12 protein-coding genes and 1 pseudogene are annotated in these 16642 nt (G+C 72.5%); 3 read left to right on the top strand and 10 right to left on the bottom strand.

All coding sequences use genetic code 11. The features are described from left to right. Window positions 1–798 (top strand): annotated as a pseudogene (locus ACFV5N_RS13880) (recombinase RecQ); the annotation flags it as partial. A 12-nt stretch (window positions 799–810) separates the two neighbouring features. Here the strand turns inward: ACFV5N_RS13880 and ACFV5N_RS13875 are convergent. The 6 genes from ACFV5N_RS13875 to nrdR all read right to left on the bottom strand — a co-directional run bounded on the left by ACFV5N_RS13875 (window position 811) and on the right by nrdR (window position 7343). Then, window positions 811–1518, bottom strand: a complete 708-nt coding sequence (locus tag ACFV5N_RS13875; RefSeq protein ID WP_385598472.1) for a ribonuclease HII — start codon at window positions 1516–1518, stop codon at window positions 811–813. Window positions 1519–1581: 63 nt separating this feature from the next. Next, the gene (locus ACFV5N_RS13870; RefSeq protein ID WP_385598469.1) at window positions 1582–2265 is read right to left on the bottom strand and encodes a histidine phosphatase family protein; all 684 of its coding nucleotides are present in this window, start codon (window positions 2263–2265) and stop codon (window positions 1582–1584) included. Between the two features lie 35 nt (window positions 2266–2300). Beyond that, on the bottom strand, window positions 2301–2909 hold the full coding sequence (locus tag ACFV5N_RS13865) for a YdbC family protein (protein ID WP_385598466.1): 609 nt from the start codon (window positions 2907–2909) through the stop codon (window positions 2301–2303). Window positions 2910–2939: 30 nt separating this feature from the next. Then, entirely contained in the window at window positions 2940–3725 is a 786-nt protein-coding gene (locus ACFV5N_RS13860) for an SDR family oxidoreductase (RefSeq protein ID WP_385598464.1), read from the bottom strand. A gap of 75 nt (window positions 3726–3800) precedes the next feature. Then, the gene (locus tag ACFV5N_RS13855; protein WP_385598461.1) at window positions 3801–6698 is read right to left on the bottom strand and encodes a vitamin B12-dependent ribonucleotide reductase; all 2898 of its coding nucleotides are present in this window, start codon (window positions 6696–6698) and stop codon (window positions 3801–3803) included. Between the two features lie 129 nt (window positions 6699–6827). Then, on the bottom strand, window positions 6828–7343 hold the full coding sequence (gene nrdR / locus ACFV5N_RS13850) for a transcriptional regulator NrdR (protein WP_385598459.1): 516 nt from the start codon (window positions 7341–7343) through the stop codon (window positions 6828–6830). 445 nt (window positions 7344–7788) lie between these two features. On the opposite strand from nrdR, the gene lexA reads away from it, so the two are divergent. Next, entirely contained in the window at window positions 7789–8559 is a 771-nt protein-coding gene (lexA, locus tag ACFV5N_RS13845; RefSeq protein WP_385598456.1) for a transcriptional repressor LexA, read from the top strand. 45 nt (window positions 8560–8604) lie between these two features. Here lexA and ACFV5N_RS13840 read toward each other — a convergent pair whose 3' ends face one another. From ACFV5N_RS13840 to ACFV5N_RS13825, 4 genes are all read right to left on the bottom strand, one after another. Continuing rightward, window positions 8605–10602: an ATP-dependent DNA helicase gene (locus tag ACFV5N_RS13840; protein ID WP_385598453.1), complete on the bottom strand. Its 1998-nt coding sequence runs from the start codon at window positions 10600–10602 to the stop codon at window positions 8605–8607. Between the two features lie 50 nt (window positions 10603–10652). Further along, a complete protein-coding gene (locus tag ACFV5N_RS13835) occupies window positions 10653–12344 on the bottom strand; it encodes an IucA/IucC family protein (RefSeq protein ID WP_385598474.1) in 1692 nt (563 codons plus the stop codon). Between the two features lie 97 nt (window positions 12345–12441). After that, window positions 12442–13062 carry a GNAT family N-acetyltransferase gene (locus ACFV5N_RS13830; protein ID WP_385598450.1) on the bottom strand — a complete coding sequence of 207 codons (621 nt, stop codon included), beginning with the start codon at window positions 13060–13062 and terminating at the stop codon, window positions 12442–12444. Between the two features lie 8 nt (window positions 13063–13070). Further along, window positions 13071–15014: an IucA/IucC family protein gene (locus ACFV5N_RS13825; RefSeq protein WP_385598447.1), complete on the bottom strand. Its 1944-nt coding sequence runs from the start codon at window positions 15012–15014 to the stop codon at window positions 13071–13073. Window positions 15015–15313: 299 nt separating this feature from the next. Between ACFV5N_RS13825 and ACFV5N_RS13820 the strand changes: the two genes are divergently transcribed. Next, a complete protein-coding gene (locus tag ACFV5N_RS13820; protein ID WP_385598444.1) occupies window positions 15314–16504 on the top strand; it encodes a trypsin-like serine peptidase in 1191 nt (396 codons plus the stop codon). The last annotated feature ends 138 nt before the right edge of the window (window positions 16505–16642 follow it).

The following is a 16642-nucleotide window of genomic DNA, read 5'->3' as shown; positions in this document are numbered from 1 at the left end:
ATGCGGGACTACGTCACGGCGGCCGGCTGCCGGATGGAGTTCCTGCGCGGCCAGCTCGACGACCCGGAGGCCACCCCCTGCGGCCGGTGCGACAACTGCGCCGGCGCCCGGTTCGACGCGGTCGTCGCACCGGACGCGCTGGCCGCCGCGCACGGCGAGCTTTCCCGGCCCGGCACCGCGGTGGAACCGCGCCGCATGTGGCCCACCGGGCTGCCCTCGATCGGTCTCGACCTCAAGGGCCGCATCCCGCCCGAGGAACAGGCCGCCACCGGCAGGGCGCTGGGCCGGCTCTCCGACATCGGCTGGGGCAACCGGCTGCGCCCGCTGCTCGCCCCCGGCGCCCCCGACACACCGGTGCCCGACGACGTGGCACACGCCGTGGTCACCGTGCTGGCGGACTGGGCGAAAGGCCCCGGCGGCTGGGCCGCGGGTGAGCCCGGCGCCACGCCCCGGCCGGTCGGGGTCGTCGTCCTCGATTCCCGCACCCGGCCGCGGCTGGTGCATTCCCTCGGCGAACGCATCGCCACCGTGGGCCGCCTCCCGCTGCTGGGCACCGTGCGGCACACCGGGGAGCCCGGGCGGACCGCACCCGGCAACAGCGCCCAGCGGCTGCGTGCCCTGCACGGCTCCCTGGAACTGCCGGCCCCGCTGACCGAGGCCCTGCGCGCGGCCGGCGGGCCCGTGCTGCTGGTCGACGACTCCACCGAATCCGGCTGGACCCTGGCCATGGCCGCCCGCTTGCTGCGCCGCGCCGGGGCCACCGCGGTCCTGCCCCTGGTCCTGGCCGTGCAGGGGTGAGGACCGTGCCCGTCAGAAGAAGCCGAGTTGGCCCGCGTCCTCCAGGGGAGACGTCCGCTCCAGGGCTTCCCGGTGCGGGGGCAGCTTCAGATGGCGCCACCGCGGCAACTGGTCCAGATAGGCCCAGGAACGACGATGGTGCTCGGTCGGTCCCTGCTCCTCCAGAGCCGCCCGGTGCACCGGGGAGGGGTAGCCGGCATTGCTGTCGAAGCCGAACGCGGGGTGCTCCCCGGCCAGTTCGGCCAGCATCCCGTCCCGGGTGACCTTGGCGATGACCGAGGCGGCGGCCACCGACACACAGGACAGATCGCCCTTGATCACCGTGCGGACCTGCCAGGGAGCGCCCAGATAGTCGTGCTTGCCGTCCAGGATCACCGCGTCGGGGCGCTCCGGCAGCCCCTCCAGGGCCCGCACCGCGGCCAGCCGCAGCGCGGCGGTCATCCCCAGGGCGTCGATCTCCTGCGCCGAGGCGTGCCCGAGCGCGTGGGCGGTCACCCAGCCGCTGAGCACCTCGGCCAGTGCCACCCGGCGGGCCGGGGTCAGCAGCTTGGAGTCCGTCAGCCCCTCCGGCGGACGGCGCAGCCCGGTGACGGCGGCGCACACCGTGACCGGTCCCGCCCAGGCACCGCGGCCGACCTCGTCCACCCCGGCGACGATCCGCGCCCCGGTGGTGGCGCGAAGTGACCGCTCGACACGATGAGTAGGAGGTTCGTACGCCATGACACCACCCAGCCTAGTGGCCGCCGTGCCACCGCCTCGACCGAGGGGTCGGCCGCGCCCAGGTCAGCGACGGTTCGGAGGGCGCGTTCCCGCGCTCTCGAAAGGGAGTTCAGGGGTGTGCCAGTGCTCGAAGGGCCGGTCCAGGTGGTAGCGCCCGTTGCGGCCCAGACGCAGTTCCCTGGTCTCGCCGTTCCCCGGGTTGGACAGCGACTCGAACTCGGCCACCGACCAGTGCAGCCAGCGCATGCAGAACAGCCGCATGGTCAGCCCGTGCGTCACCAGCAGCACGTTCGGCGGGTGATCGGGCGACTCGAAGCTGCGCCACAGACTCTCCAGGAAGGCGCCCACCCGGTCGTACACATCCGCGCCCGACTCACCTTGCGCGAAGCGGTAGAAGAAGTGCCCGTACGCGTCCCGCGCCCGCTTCTGCCGGCGCACGTCCTCCCGGTCCTGCCAGTTCCCCCAGTCCTGCTCCCGCAACCGGGGTTCCTCGCGCACCCGCACCAGCGTCGGGTCCAGGCCCAGCAACTGGAACGTCTGGAGTGTGCGCCGGTAGGGGGACACATACGCCGACACCCCCTCGTCGCCGAAGACCGCCCGCAGCCGCGCGCCGGCATCCACCGCCTGCCGGCGGCCCCGCTCCGTCAGCTCCAGAGCGTGATCGGGGACGCGCTCGTAGACCGAGTCGTCGTAGTTACCCTGTGACTCTCCGTGCCGGAGCAGAACGATGCGCCTGGGCTGTGCCATACGGTCAGCCTAGTTCGCGCCGGGCCGCGAACGGCTCAGACCGTCCAGGACGGCTCCACATCGATGACATCACCGGTGAGCGAGGCGATGTCGTCACCCGTCTGTGCCCGCACCCCCAGCCGCTCCACGCGATCCGCCCGGTACTTGGCGCGTTCGGCCGAGGAGTTCCACATCGACAGCACCAGGAACGCGTGCTCGTCGGCCGCTTCCGCGAACACCCCGCGCAGCATGCCGGGCGAGCCGGCCATCGCCGGGTTCCACACCCGCTCCTGCATCAGCGCGAAGTGCTCGGCCCGGTCCTCGTGCACGGTGCAGTGCGCCACCCGCAGCAGATCGGCATCCGTGAACCGCGGCTCGAAGCCCATCTTCACATCGAAGCGGTACTCGAACAGCCGCACCACCGGGTCCCGGTAACTGTCGCGCTGACCTGCCGCGATACGGTCGTGGGCGTTCACCATGAAGGAGTCGTACAGCGCACGGCTCTCCCAGAAGGCGAACAGGTGCACCACCCCCGGCTCCCGCCGGCTCCAGCCACCGCCCTGCCCCCGGAAACCCGGCTCACGGGGCAGCACGGCCCACTCCTGTTGCCCCCGGTGAAAGCCGCTTCGGTCGATCACGGTGCAGCGTGTCCACTTGACCAGCACCGCGCCATCGTACGGCCATCCGGGGGACCCTTACCGCATCCCGCCCCGCCGCATCAGGAACTCCTCGAAGGTGCCGCGCCCCTGCGCGTGCTCCGGCGTGAGCAACCCGCCCCGGCGCACCGCCCGCACGACCTTCCCCGGGAGCCGCACCGGCAGCACCGGCCGGTGCCATCCCCGGGCCCGCGCCGTCAGAGCCGCCAGCTCCCGCAGCGCGCGCACCTGCGGCCCGCCGAAGTCGGCCACCCGTCCGGCCGGCTCCCCCACCGCCAGCTCCGCGAGCCGATCGCCCACCTCCCGCACGTCCACCGGCTGCACCCGCGTGTCCCCGCCCAGTGTCCACACCACGGGCGAGAGCCGCTGCACCGTCGTCAGCCGGGCGATCAGATCGTGGAACTGGGTGGCCCGCAGCGTGGTCCACGGGAGCCCCGATTCCGCCACGATCCGCTCGCACGCCAGCTTGTGCCGGTAGTAGCCCAGCGGCACCCGGTCCACGCCCACGATCGAGATGTACACCAGATGCGGCCGGGCACCGCGCAGCGCCGCCTCCACCAGATGGCGGGTGGCCACCGTGTCGTCCTTCGCCGGAGCGCTGGCGCAGTGCACCACCGTCGCGGCGCCCTCCAGCGCCGCGTCCAGACCGGTGCCGGTGGCCAGGTCACCCACCGCCCACTCCCGGGGCGTGCGATCGGCCCGCGGATGCGGACGCCGGCTGAGCACCCGCACCTCGTACTCGTCCTCCAGCAGCCGCCGCACCACCTGACGGCCCAGCGTCCCCGTCCCCCCGGTCACCACGATCGCACCGCTGCTCGCCTCCATCCCCCCATGGTGCGCCGCGGCACGACGGGGCCGGGGAAGAACCGCCGGACGGTTCCTCCCCGGCCCCGGGACGGATCAGCTGCAGCCGCTGGTGGAGCCGCAGCCCTCGCACAGGTAGCAGCTGCCGGCCCGGCGCATCTTGGTGCCGCACGACAGACACAGCGGGGCGTCCGCGTTCAGGCCCAGCTGCATCTCCAGCAGCTCCGTGGAGCTGTGCGCCTCACGCGGCGCGGGGCGCTCCTCGGCCGCCACCTCGGGCTCGGGGCGCGGCGGGCTGGTGTCCGTGCCGCGCGGCGCGGACTGGGACAGCGCCTCGATGTCCAGGTCGTCCTCGACCGGCTCGTAGGAGCCGGTGTCCAGGTGCCGCTGGCGCTCGGCCGCCGTGTGGATGCCCAGGGCCGACCGGGTCTCGAAGGGCAGGAAGTCCAGCGCCAGCCGGCGGAAGATGTAGTCCACGATGGACTGCGCCATCCGCACGTCCTGGTCGTCCGTCATGCCGGCCGGCTCGAAGCGCATGTTGGTGAACTTCGAGACGTAGGTCTCCAGCGGGACGCCGTACTGCAGACCGACCGAGACGGCGATGGAGAAGGCGTCCATCATCCCGGCGAGCGTGGAGCCCTGCTTGGACATCTTCAGGAAGACCTCGCCCAGGCCGTCGTCCGGGTACGAATTGGCGGTCATGTAGCCCTCGGCGCCGCCCACCGTGAACGAGGTGGTGATGCCGGGCCGCCCCTTCGGCAGCCGCTTGCGGACCGGGCGGTACTCGACCACCTTCTCCGGCTCGGCCGCGGCGGCCGGGGCCTCCTTCTCCTGCGTGGTGGTCTTCTTCGCCGACAGCGGCTGGCCGACCTTGCTGTTCTCCACGTAGACGGCCAGCGCCTTGGTGCCCAGCTTCCAGCCCTGGAGGTAGATCTCCGCCACGTCGTCGACGGTCGAGGTGCTCGGCATGTTGACCGTCTTGGAGATCGCCCCGCTCAGGAACGGCTGCGCGGCGGCCATCATCCGCACGTGCCCCATCGGCGAGATGGCGCGCTCGCCCATGGCGCAGTCGAAGACCTCGTAGTGCTCGGTCCGCAGCCCGGGCGCGTCCACCACGTTGCCGTGCTCGGCGATGTGCGCGACGATCGCCTCGATCTGCTCGGGCTGGTAGCCGAGCCGCTTCAGCGCCTTGGGCACGGTGTTGTTCACGATCTGCATCGACCCGCCGCCGACCAGCTTCTTGAACTTCACCAGCGCCAGGTCGGGCTCGATGCCCGTGGTGTCGCAGTCCATCATCAGGCCGATGGTGCCGGTGGGGGCCAGCACCGAGGCCTGCGCGTTGCGGAAACCGTTCTTCTCGCCCAGCCGCAGCACGTCCTGCCACGCCTCGGTGGCCGCCGCCCAGACCGGGGTGTCCAGGTCGTCCATCCGGCGGGCCGCGTCATTGGCCTGCGCGTGCTGCTCCATGACCCGGTTGTGCGCCTCGGCGTTGCGCGCGTATCCCTCGTACGGGCCGACGATCGCGGCCAGTTCGGCGGAGCGCCGGTAGGAGGTGCCGGTCATCAGCGAGGTGATCGCGCCGGCCAGCGCCCGGCCGCCGTCCGAGTCGTAGGCGTGGCCGGTGGCCATCAGCAGGGCGCCCAGGTTGGCGTAGCCGATGCCCAGCTGGCGGAAGGCGCGGGTGGTCTCGCCGATCTTGTGGGTGGGGAAGTCGGCGAAGCAGATGGAGATATCCATCGCCGTGATGACCAGCTCGACGACCTTGACGAAGCGCTCGACGTCGAAGGACTGGTGCCCCTGGTCGTCGTCGCGCAGGAACTTCATCAGGTTCAGCGAGGCCAGGTTGCACGAGGAGTTGTCCAGGTGCATGTACTCGCTGCACGGGTTCGAGGCGCTGATGCGGCCGGACTCCGGCGAGGTGTGCCAGTGGTTGATCGTGTCGTCGTACTGGATCCCCGGGTCGGCACAGGCGTGGGCGGCCTCCGCCATCTTGCGGAACAGGGCGCGGGCGTCGACCTCCTCGACCGTCTCGCCGGTCAGCCGGGCCTTGAGAGCGAACTTCCCACCTCTCTCCACCGCCCGCATGAACGTGTCGTTGACCCGCACCGAGTTGTTGGCGTTCTGGTACTGCACCGACGTGATGTCGTCGCCGCCCAGGTCCATGTCGAAGCCGGCGTCGCGCAGCGCCCGGATCTTCTCCTCCTCCTTCACCTTGGTCTCGATGAAGGCCTCCACGTCCGGGTGGTCCACGTCCAGCACCACCATCTTGGCGGCCCGGCGGGTGGCACCGCCCGACTTGATGGTGCCGGCGGAGGCGTCCGCGCCGCGCATGAAGGAGACCGGTCCCGAGGCGTTGCCGCCGGAGGAGAGCAGTTCCTTGGAGGAGCGGATCCGGGAGAGGTTCAGGCCGGCGCCGGAGCCGCCCTTGAAGATCATGCCCTCTTCCTTGTACCAGTCGAGGATCGACTCCATCGAGTCGTCGACGGACAGGATGAAGCAGGCGCTGACCTGCTGGGGCTGCGCGGTGCCGACGTTGAACCACACCGGGGAGTTGAAGCTGAAGATCTGGTGCAGCAGGGCGTAGGCCAGCTCGTGCTCGAAGATCTCGGCGTCGGCCGGGGAGGCGAAGTAGCCGTGCTTCTCGCCGGCCTCGCGGTAGGTGCGCACCACCCGGTCGATGAGCTGCTTGAGGCTCGTCTCGCGCTGGGGCGTGCCGACGGCACCGCGGAAGTACTTGCTGGTGACGATGTTGACCGCGTTCACCGACCAGCTGTCGGGGAACTCGACGCCACGCTGCTCGAAGTTGACCGAGCCGTCGCGCCAGTTGGTCATGACGACGTCACGGCGCTCCCAGACCACCTCGTCGTAGGGGTGCACGCCGGGGGTGGTGTGGACGCGTTCGACCCGCAGCCCCTTGCCGGCCTTGCCTCCGGTGCCCTTGCCGCCCTTGGCGCGCGAGCCACCGCGTGCCGGGCCGCTCGTCGTCTCAGTCATTCCGCCTCCCTGTCGGGCACAAGGCCCTGGTGCGACCGGATCGTTCCTCGGTCACGTGTGTCTGTTCTCCTGGCCGGGCGCGGCAGTGCGCTCCGGCCGGCCTGTGGGGGTCACGGTGCGGGGCGCCGCTCATCCGGCGGCGGGCGGCACCGTGACCTGGTTGTCGTGGCCCGGGGCGCCGTCGGCGCCGGTCTCGGCCGGCTCCGGTCCGCGCAGCTCCGCGATGGCCGCCTCGAAGTCCTCCAGCGAGTCGAACGCCCGGTAGACGGACGCGAAGCGCAGGTAGGCCACCAGGTCCAGCTCGCGGAGCGGGCCGAGTATGGCGAGTCCGACGTCGTGCGTGGAGAGTTCGGCGCTGCCGGTGGCCCGGACGGCCTCCTCCACGCGCTGGCCGAGCAGGGCTAGGGCGTCCTCGGTGACGGGACGGCCCTGGCACGCCTTGCGCACCCCGGCGATGACCTTGGTGCGGCTGAAGGGCTCGGTGACGCCGCTGCGTTTGATGACCATGAGCGAGGCGGTCTCCACCGTGGTGAAGCGCCGCGAACAGCTCGGGCACTGGCGGCGCCGGCGGATCAGCGCGCCGTCGTCCGCGGTGCGGCTGTCGACGACCCGGCTGTCGGGGTGCCTGCAGAAGGGGCAGTGCATGCCGCCTCTCCCTTCCTCCGGCCGCGATGACGCAGCGTGCTCGCCAGCTGCTCTCCGACATGGCTCATCAGCCCTCACGGGGGCCACTGGCGTACCCCCTGAGCACTCCCCAGCATAGGCGATCCTCCGCGTCGGCGATGACCGGGGACCACAACTTGTGGGATGCCGTCGCTTATCAAACCACTAGATCTAGGGTTGAGGCGCGAGGACCCCCGGGCCGCGTGTCGGGTGGCGGACGCGGACGGGCGGGGGTGGGCGACGGTGCGCGCCGGGCGCGCGCATGGGAGGCTATCGCATCAGCCTGTGACCGGTTGCCGTCGCATACACCGCAGCGGCCGGGCACGTCAGCTGATCAGCGATATTTCACTCGAACGTGCGTTTGGCGCAACCTTTCGATAGCAACTACCGTTGTCTGACTAGGGAGTACCACCACGAAGGGGCCGACATGACCACCGCAGCAGACGACGCCATCACCGCCGCCGAGCGCCGCCAGGACCGGCTTTCGGCACCCCACGGAGCGAGCCTGCGCCCGGACAGCAGCGCCGCACGGTCGCTGCCGGGGCGCCCGCCGGGCATCCGGGCCGACAGCTCGGGGCTCACCGACCGCCAGCGGCGGGTGATCGAGGTGATCCGTGACTCGGTGCAGCGGCGCGGCTACCCGCCGTCCATGCGGGAGATCGGCCAGGCCGTGGGGCTCTCCAGCACCTCCTCGGTGGCGCACCAGCTGATGGCCCTGGAGCGCAAGGGCTTCCTGCGCCGCGACCCGCACCGGCCGCGCGCCTACGAGGTACGGGGCGCCGAGACCCCCACCCCGCCCCCCGCCGACACCGCGGGCAAGCCGGCCGCCTCCTACGTGCCCCTGGTCGGCCGGATCGCCGCCGGTGGCCCGATCCTCGCCGAGGAGTCGGTCGAGGACGTCTTCCCGCTCCCCCGGCAGCTCGTCGGCGACGGAGAGCTGTTCGTCCTGAAGGTGGTCGGCGACTCCATGATCGAGGCGGCCATCTGCGATGGCGACTGGGTCACCGTCCGCCGCCAGCCGGTCGCGGAGAACGGCGACATCGTGGCCGCCATGCTGGACGGCGAGGCCACCGTCAAGCGTTTCCGGCGGGAGGACGGCCAGGTCTGGCTGCTGCCGCACAACCCCGCCTACCAGCCCATCGCCGGGGACGAGGCGACCATCCTGGGCAAGGTCGTCGCCGTCATGCGGCGCGTCTGAGCGAGCCCGCGCCGCACCACCCTTCTCCCTCCCTCCCCGGTGCCGTCAGGACGCGGCAGCCTTCCGCGCTGCCGCGTCGATCGCCGCCAGGGAGCGCCGGACCTGATTCCGGTCCGTGGTCGTCCAGAAGTCGGGCATCGAGGCCCGCAGGAAGCTTCCGTAGCGGGCCTTGGCCAGCCGGGGATCCAGGACCGCCACCACACCGCGGTCCCCCGTCGCCCGCACCAGCCGGCCCGCGCCCTGCGCCATCAGCAGCGCCGCATGGGTCGCGGCCACCGCCATGAACCCATTGCCGCCCGCCTCCTCCACGGCCTTCTGCCGCGCGCTGAGCAGCGGATCGTCGGGCCGTGGGAACGGAATGCGGTCCATCACCACCAACTGACAGCTGGGGCCCGGCACATCGACGCCCTGCCACAGCGACAGCGTGCCGAACAGACAGGTCGGCTCGTCCTCGGCGAAGGTCCGGATCAGCTCGCCCAGGGTCTCCTCGCCCTGCAGCAGGATCGGCATCTCCAGCCGGCCGCGCAGTTCCTCGGCCGCGGCCTGGGCCGCGCGCATGGAGGAGAAAAGACCCAGGGTGCGCCCGCCCGCCGCCTCGATCAGCCCGGCCAGCTCCTCCAGCATGTCCGCCCGGCCGCCCTCCCGGCCCGGGGTCGCCAGATGCTTGGCCACATAGAGGATGCCCTGCTTGGGGTAGTCGAAGGGTGAGCCCACATCCAGGCCCTTCCACTCCGGGAACTCCTCGCCGTGCGCCCCCTCCGGCGCGAGCCCCAGCGAGGCGCCCACCCCGTTGAAGTCCCCGCCCAGCTTGAGGGTGGCCGAGGTCAGCACCACCGACCGCTCGGTGAACAGCTTCTCCCGCAGCAGCCCCGACACCGACAGCGGGGCGACCCGCAGCGAGGCACCGTACCGCTCGTGCCGTTCGCACCAGATGACATCGAACTCCGACGACTCCACCAGGCGTTCGGCCACCTCGTGGACATGCTCCACGGAGGCGAGCGCCTGCTTGCGCACCGCGTCCTCGTCGCTCAGCGCAGCGTCCCGGGTGGCGCCGAGCGCCGTGATCACCGTCCGGGCGGCATCGCGCAGCGCCACCAGGGCGTACGCCAGATCCTCGGGCAGCTCGGTCAGCCGCCCGGGCTCGGCCACGTCCATCAGCCGTTCGAAGGTCTCGGACGCGGTGAGCATCGCGTCCGCCGCCTTCTCGTCCACGATCTTGGCGGCCCGGCGCACCGCCCGGCCGACACTGCCCGGGTTCAGCTCGCCGGTGGCCACCCCGGTGACCCGGGACACCAGCTCGTGCGCCTCGTCCACGATCAGCACCTCGTGGCCCGGCAGGACCGGGGCGCCCTCGATCGCGTCGATCGCCAGCAGCGCGTGGTTGGTGACGATGACATCGGCGACCTTGGCGCGCTCCCGGGCGGCCTCGGCGAAGCACTCCGCGCCGTAGGCGCACTTGCTCGCGCCCAGGCATTCGCGCGAGGAGACCGAGACCTGCGACCAGGCCCGGTCCGACACCCCGGGTGTCAGCTCGTCCCGGTCGCCGGTCTCCGACTCGTCCGCCCAGTCCCGCAGGCGCAGCAGGTCCTTGCCGAGCTTGCTGCTGGCCCCGCCGGACCGCTCGGCCGCCTCGAAGGGGTCGAACAGGCCCTGGTCCTCCTCCTGCGGCACGCCCTCGTGCAGCCGGTGCAGACACAGATAGTTGGCCCGCCCCTTGAGGGTGGCGAACTCCGGGCGGCGGCGCAGCAGCGGACGCAGCGCCTCCACCGTGCGGGGGAGGTCGCGCTCCACCAGCTGCCGCTGGAGGGCGAGCGTGGCGGTGGCCACGACGACCCGGTCGCCCCCGGCGAGCGCGGGCACCAGGTAGCCCAGGGACTTCCCGGTGCCGGTGCCCGCCTGCGCCAGCAGATGCGTGCCGCCGTGGATCGCTTCCGCGACGGCCTGCGCCATCGCGACTTGGCCGGGCCGCTCGCTGCCGCCGACGGCGGTCACAGCAGCGTGCAGCAGGTCGGTGAGGGCCGGCCCCCCGGATGTGACAGTCATAGGCCAGCCACCTTACGCGGCGCCACTGACACCGCCGTCGTTCCTCGGCCTCAGCCCGCGTGCAGCGGGTTGGCCACGGTGCCCTCGATCGCGGCGTGCGGACGCTCCGCACGGTCCCGGTAACCGTCCAGATGCAGCCGGTTGCGGTTCAGGCACAGCCGCTGGATCCGCGGGGCCAGCAGATCGAAGGTGTCGAAACGGTTCTTCAGCTCGGGGAAGCGCCGCTGGTACCGGAGAATCTCCGCCCGTACGAGTGACCAGAAGTCGTCCTCCGGCACCCCGAGCTGTTCCTCGCACAGCGGTGCCAGGTACCGGAACACCCCGACGAACAGCCCGGAGTGGATGAACTGCGGCAGGAAGTGCGGCGGCTCGGTGAGCAGGACCGAGCGCACCTCCTCGGGGATGCCGGCGAACTCCGGCAGCGGATCGGCGCTGAGGTTCACGTCGTCCACGAAGTCCTTCACCGCCAGCCGTACCGGTACCTCCCGCTCGTCGAAGACCACGATCGCGTTCTCCCCGTGCGGCGAGAAGACCGTGCCGTACCGGTAGAGGAAGTGCAGCAGCGGCGGCAGCAGGGCGCCGAAGAGCCGCCGCAGCCAGTCGCCGGGGGCCAGTCCGGAGCGGTCCACCAGTTCCGCCGTCAGGGCCCGGCCGTCCCGGCCGCGCTGGAGCAGCGCCGCCAGCGTCCTGGCCCGCTCGCCCGCCGCCAGCTGCGGCCCGATCGGCTCGCGCCAGATGCACCCCAGCAGTTCACGGAACTGGTACGGCACCTGGGGCAGCCGGTCGTACAGCGGGTGGGCGACGGTCACCGAGGCCGTCTCGCCGAGCAGGATGACCCGGGTCTCGGCGAGGTACGGGTCGGTGTCGCGCAGCGCGTGGATCCAGCGGGTGACGGCGGGCGCGGCCAGCGTCCGTTCGGTGGGGAGCCCGCGGAACACCAGGGTGTTGAGGATGGACAGCGGCAGTTTCACGCTGCGGCCGGTGGGCCGGCTGACGTTGAGGAACGTTCTGATGGACTGCTGCGGCAGCCGCAGTTCGCCGTCGCTGGGCAGTTCGATCAGCTGCCCGGTGGCGAGTTGCGGGGCGTACAGCGGGGCGATGGTCTCGTCCCACTGCCAGGGGTGGACCGGGAGCCACAGATAGTCGGCGGGCTCCCGGCCGGCCCCGGCGACGGTCTCGGCGAAGGCGCGGCGCACCGGCGCGGACAGTTCCTCGGCGTACAGCGTCCCGGGGTCGGCCAGGTCCGGGACGCCGCGGTAGCGGGCCAGGTCGCGGTGGACCGCGAGCCACGGCAGGGCGCGCGGGCTGCGGGCCTCGGGCGCCCACTGGGCGGCGTCGGCGGCGGAGAATCCGACCCGGCCCTTGTTGGCGACCAGCCAGGGGTGCCCGCTCTGATGGCCCTCCAGGGCCCCGTAGTCGAGGTCGGCGAGTTCGGCGGCGGTCAGGGCGTTCTCGGCGAGCACCACGTCGGCGGCGAGGGTGGCGGTGAGTTCGCGCAGCAGATGGCCGAGTGTGTCGCCGCTCAGCCCGAGAACGGTGCTGTGGCCGTCGGCGACGAAGGAGAGCGGGTCGGCGCCGGCGGGCAGCGAGCCGGGGTCGACCCGCCAGTGGCCGTAGGCGCCCCGGGCGGCCCGGAAGCGGTGGACGGTACCGGGGGTGACCGGCAGCCGGTAGGCGTCCGGGCCGTGCTCGGGGTCGGGGTCCGGGGTGATGATCCCCTCGTAGGCGAACTCGCCGAGCATCTTGGCGAGCAGGTGTCGCGCGGCGTCGTTCCAGGCCGCTTCGGATATGGGCAAGGGAACTCCTCGGTCGGGGACGGGGGACGGCGAAGCTCCGCGCTCAGCGGTCCCGGAGCATGATCGCGGCGCGCTTGTCCGGCAGGTCGGCCTCCGCCGTCTTGCGGAAGCCGGCCGCCCGGAAGGCCGCGACGGAGGCCGCGTTGCGGACGTCGGGCTCGGCGACGATCCGGGCGCAGCGCGGGTGGTGCCGCAGCACCAGGGCGGAGACCGCGCGCAGCAGTTCGGCGCCGAGGCCGCGGCCCCGGTCCCGGCCGGTGCCGATCAGCAGATGGAGCCCGATGTCGTGCGGCGCCGCCGGGTAGTGCCGGGCGAGCGGATCGAGGTCGGCGCGGTAGACCTCCCAGTAGCTCATCGGCCGGCCGTCCAGCAGGCCGAGGCACGGCACGCTGCGGCCGTCCCCGGCGAGCTGGGCGCCGATGTGCGCGGCGGTGCGCTCCCGCGGTCCGGCCAGCGCCCACCAGCGGTCCACCACCGGGTCGTTCATCCAGCCGGCCAGCAGCGCCAGATCGCGCCGCGGGTCCACCGGGAGCAGCCGGAACAGTCCACCCGCTGTGACGGCCGGCCCCCACGCGCCGACCGCACCGACGGGCGCGGCGTAGTCGGCGGGGCGCGGCAGCTCCAGTTCGAGGGTGTCCTCGCAGCCGGGTTCGCGGATGGCCACGGCGCCTCCTAGCAGGTGGTGAGGGGGTTGGGGACCGTGACGTACACGGACTGGCCGTCCACAGGACCGACCAGTTCGTCCAGGCCGTGCAGCCGGGTGAGCAGATTGGCCTTGCAGCGCAGGGTGGCGCTGTCCAGGAGATGCGCGGCGAGCCGGGAGACCGGCTGTCCGGGTTCTGCGGTGGCCAGGCCGCCGAGGAAGCGGCGGAAGGCGGCCAGCAGGAGCGCTTCGTCGGCCAGCCGCTGGGAGCCGAAGGCGCCGATCAGGCCGAGCACGTTGTTGATGCCGAGGTAGTACGCGAACCGTTCGTCGGTCACCTCGTCGCCGACGAAGGTGTCGGACAGCTCGCCGACGCCGGGCAGCCGCCGGTCGAGGGCGTCCCGGGCCGACTCGCGGAAGTAGTAGCCCTGATTGTCGCGGTACCGGCCGCCCACCGGCCAGCCCTCGGCGTCCAGCAGCACCAGGGTGTTCTGCTGGTGGGCCTCCAGGGCCACGCCGGCCTGGGCGTCCAGCCACAGGATGGGGCGCACCACGGTCTGGAGGTAGCGCAGGAACCACTCGGCGGCGATCGAGGGGACGCCGCGGCCGGTGCGCTCGGCGAGGGTGGTGACGGTGTCGGCGAGCCGGGAGCGCAGCCGGGCGGGGGCGATGCCCGGCCAGGGGCGCGGTGCGGTGAGACCCGCCAGGCACACCGGGTCGTCCCCGGGGGTGAAGGGGTTGTGCCGCAGCAGGGTGTCCAGGCCGGGGACCGGCGTGCCGGAGGGATCGTCCACGGCGAGGTAGGCGGGGTCGCGGACGATGTCGAAGCCGGGGCCGTCGGGGAAGGCCGCGCGCCACTGTGCGCCGAGTCCGGTGCCCAGCAGCCGGTGCACCTCGACGCCGCGGTGCAGTTCCTTGCGGAGGTTCTCGCGGCGGGAGTTGGTGATGCTGAGTCCGAGCGAGAGCTTGAGCATGAAGGGGGCGCCGGGCCGGTGGACGGTCCGTACCGAGGAGGTCGGGTGCCAGGGCGCGCCGTGTTCGCCCAGGTCGTGCAGGGCGCCGGCGGCCAGCAGCGCGGCGACGGCCGGGCGGTGCAGGATGTCGCGGGCCTGCCAGGGGTGCAGGGGCAGGGGGGCGGTGTCCCGGGGCAGCGGGAGCGCGGCGCCGGCCAGCCGGCCGGCCAGTTCGGCGGCGGGGACGGGGGTGCCCTCGCCGTCGTGCCAGGCGGAGTCGGTGGCCAGCAGCGCCCGGTCGACGGCCAGCCAGTGCAGCGGGAAGGAGCCGCGCAGCTCCGGGGAGTACCGGCGGGCGTCGGCGCCGGCCAGCCCCTCGCGGCTCTTGGGGGTGGGGTGCAGCGGATGGCCGAGGAGCAGGGCCTGTTCGGCTTCGAGGAAGGCGTCGCGGTGGTCGGCGGGGCCGGGTGCGGTGCGGCGGTCGGCGAGGAAGACGGCGGTGCGCTGGACGGAGTCGGCGACCCGACCGACCAGGGCGACCGCCTCGCGGACTCCGCGTGCCGCGCGCGGTCCGGCGCCGCTCTCCCGGGCCAGCAGCGCGGCGAGGGCGGTGGCGTCGAGCGGGGGCGCGTCGTGCGGGGCGCCGTCGAGGACGGGGAGGCCGAACCGGTGCCAGCCGGTGGGCGACCAGTAGCGCACCGGTACCCGCAGGGCGGTGCCGGAGGCGGCCAGCGGCACCCGCAGTTCGTGGTCGGCGGGGCGCTCCAGGCCGGTTTCGCGCACCCAGCAGCGCAGCAGGTTCTCGATGCCCGCCGCGTCGGCGGCCAGTTCGGGATCGGGCTGCTCCAGCGGATCGCCGGTGGCGACGGCCGGCGGGAGGGCGGCGGTGCCCGGTCCGTTCTCGGAGGCGGCGGGACGGCGGTGTCCCGGGATCGCCGGCTCGACGAGCCGGGCCAGCCGCCGGCGCACCGGCTGACGCTCGCGGGCCGGGCTGGGCTCCGGGCGGGGGCGTGCGGTCATCGGGGTACGGCGCGCGCTGGCCGGAGTGAGCCGCCGCGCCTCCCTCCTTCGGCCATGGGGGGTGTGTCATGTCTGCGGCATCCCGCCGCATAGGGAGTAACGACGCGGCCGCCGCGCGATAACGGCCTGTATCAAGATCCTTTGCACGAAGCACCGCGCAACGCCGCCACGGCGTGGCCGGAACCGGGGACCCCATGACCGCCGTCCTGGGATGCACCGGCATAGTGTGAGAACGCTCCCGCACCATGGCGGGGCACATGACAAGCCGCACTCAGGCACAACTCCGGGGGAGTTCACCCATGTCTTCGATACGCGGGCGGCTCGGACGCCGCCGTACCGCCCTGGCCGCCACGGCCATGGCGGCCGCGCTCGCGCTCACCGTCAGCGCGTGCAACGGCGACGACGAGCCCAGCACCGACGCCAAGCCCAGCGACGGCGGCCAGATGCAGGACCTGCTCGACAACCTGCCCTTCGACGTCGACGTCGAAGCCTGGATCAACGGCGGCTGGGAAGACTGGGACACCGACAAGTGGATGCGCGACATCGGTGAGTTCATCAACCCGGTCATCGAGGGCCTGTGGGACTCCGACCGCATGGAGGAGGCCCAGGACCCCGACCAGGCGATCGACGAGACCGAGATCGAGGAGGACGTCAACCCTCCGGAGAGCGACGACCCGCAGGCCGACCGGGGCATCACCGACGTCGAGCCGCTGCCGGTCGAAGCGCAGCAGGTGGCCTTCCCGTACACCGACAACGCGGCCCCGATCGGCAAGGTGTTCTTCGACACCCCCGAGGGCTCCATGGTGTGCTCCGGCACGGTCGTGAAGGACCCGGCCAAGCCCGGTCAGTCCAACCTCGTCGCCACCGCCGGCCACTGCGTGCACGCCGGAACCGAGGGTGGCTGGTTCCGGAACATCGCCTTCGTCCCTGCCTTCAACAACAACGGCGCGACCGACCCGTACAGCACCCCGTTCGAGGAGATGGCCCCCTACGGCATCTACTGGGCCGACTACGTCTCCACCACCCAGTACTGGATCGACAACGGCACGGCGATGGGCGGCGGCGGCGCGCACGGCGACTTCGCCATCCTGGAGGTCGAGAACGAGAACGGCTCCACCCAGTCCCTGGAGGAGACCGTCGGCAACGCCGTGGAGATCGACTTCGACGCCCCGGCCGTCTCCGGCCTCGGCGACGTCACCCTCTACGGCTTCCCGGCCGCCGATCCCTACGACGGCAACCTGATGTACAACTGCACCGACACCCCCTCCCGGCTGTCCCTGGACAGCTCGATGCCGGGCATGTACTGGGCCGGCTGCACCATGACCGGCGGCTCCTCCGGCGGCCCCTGGATCCGCTGGGACGCGGACAACGAGCCCCGGCTGATCTCGGTGAACTCCATCGGCCCGATGGAGAGCACCTGGCTGGCGGGCCCGCGTCTCGAGGACGACGCGCGGGCGGTGCTCGACCACGTCAGCAGCGGCCGGCGCTGATCCGCTCCGCGCGCACGGGCCGGGGGCCGACCCCACAAACCGCGGGGTGACGGGCCCCCCCCGGCGCCGGCGCGAATTCAAAAAAAACAGCCCACCCCACAAATTGACAAACAGGGTGGGGGCGTGGGGGGGTGAGAA

Origin of the sequence: Streptomyces sp. NPDC059853 (assembly GCF_042731495.1) — a bacterium.
GTDB lineage: Bacteria > Actinomycetota > Actinomycetes > Streptomycetales > Streptomycetaceae > Streptomyces.
This window is presented reverse-complemented; position numbering and strand designations above follow the sequence as displayed.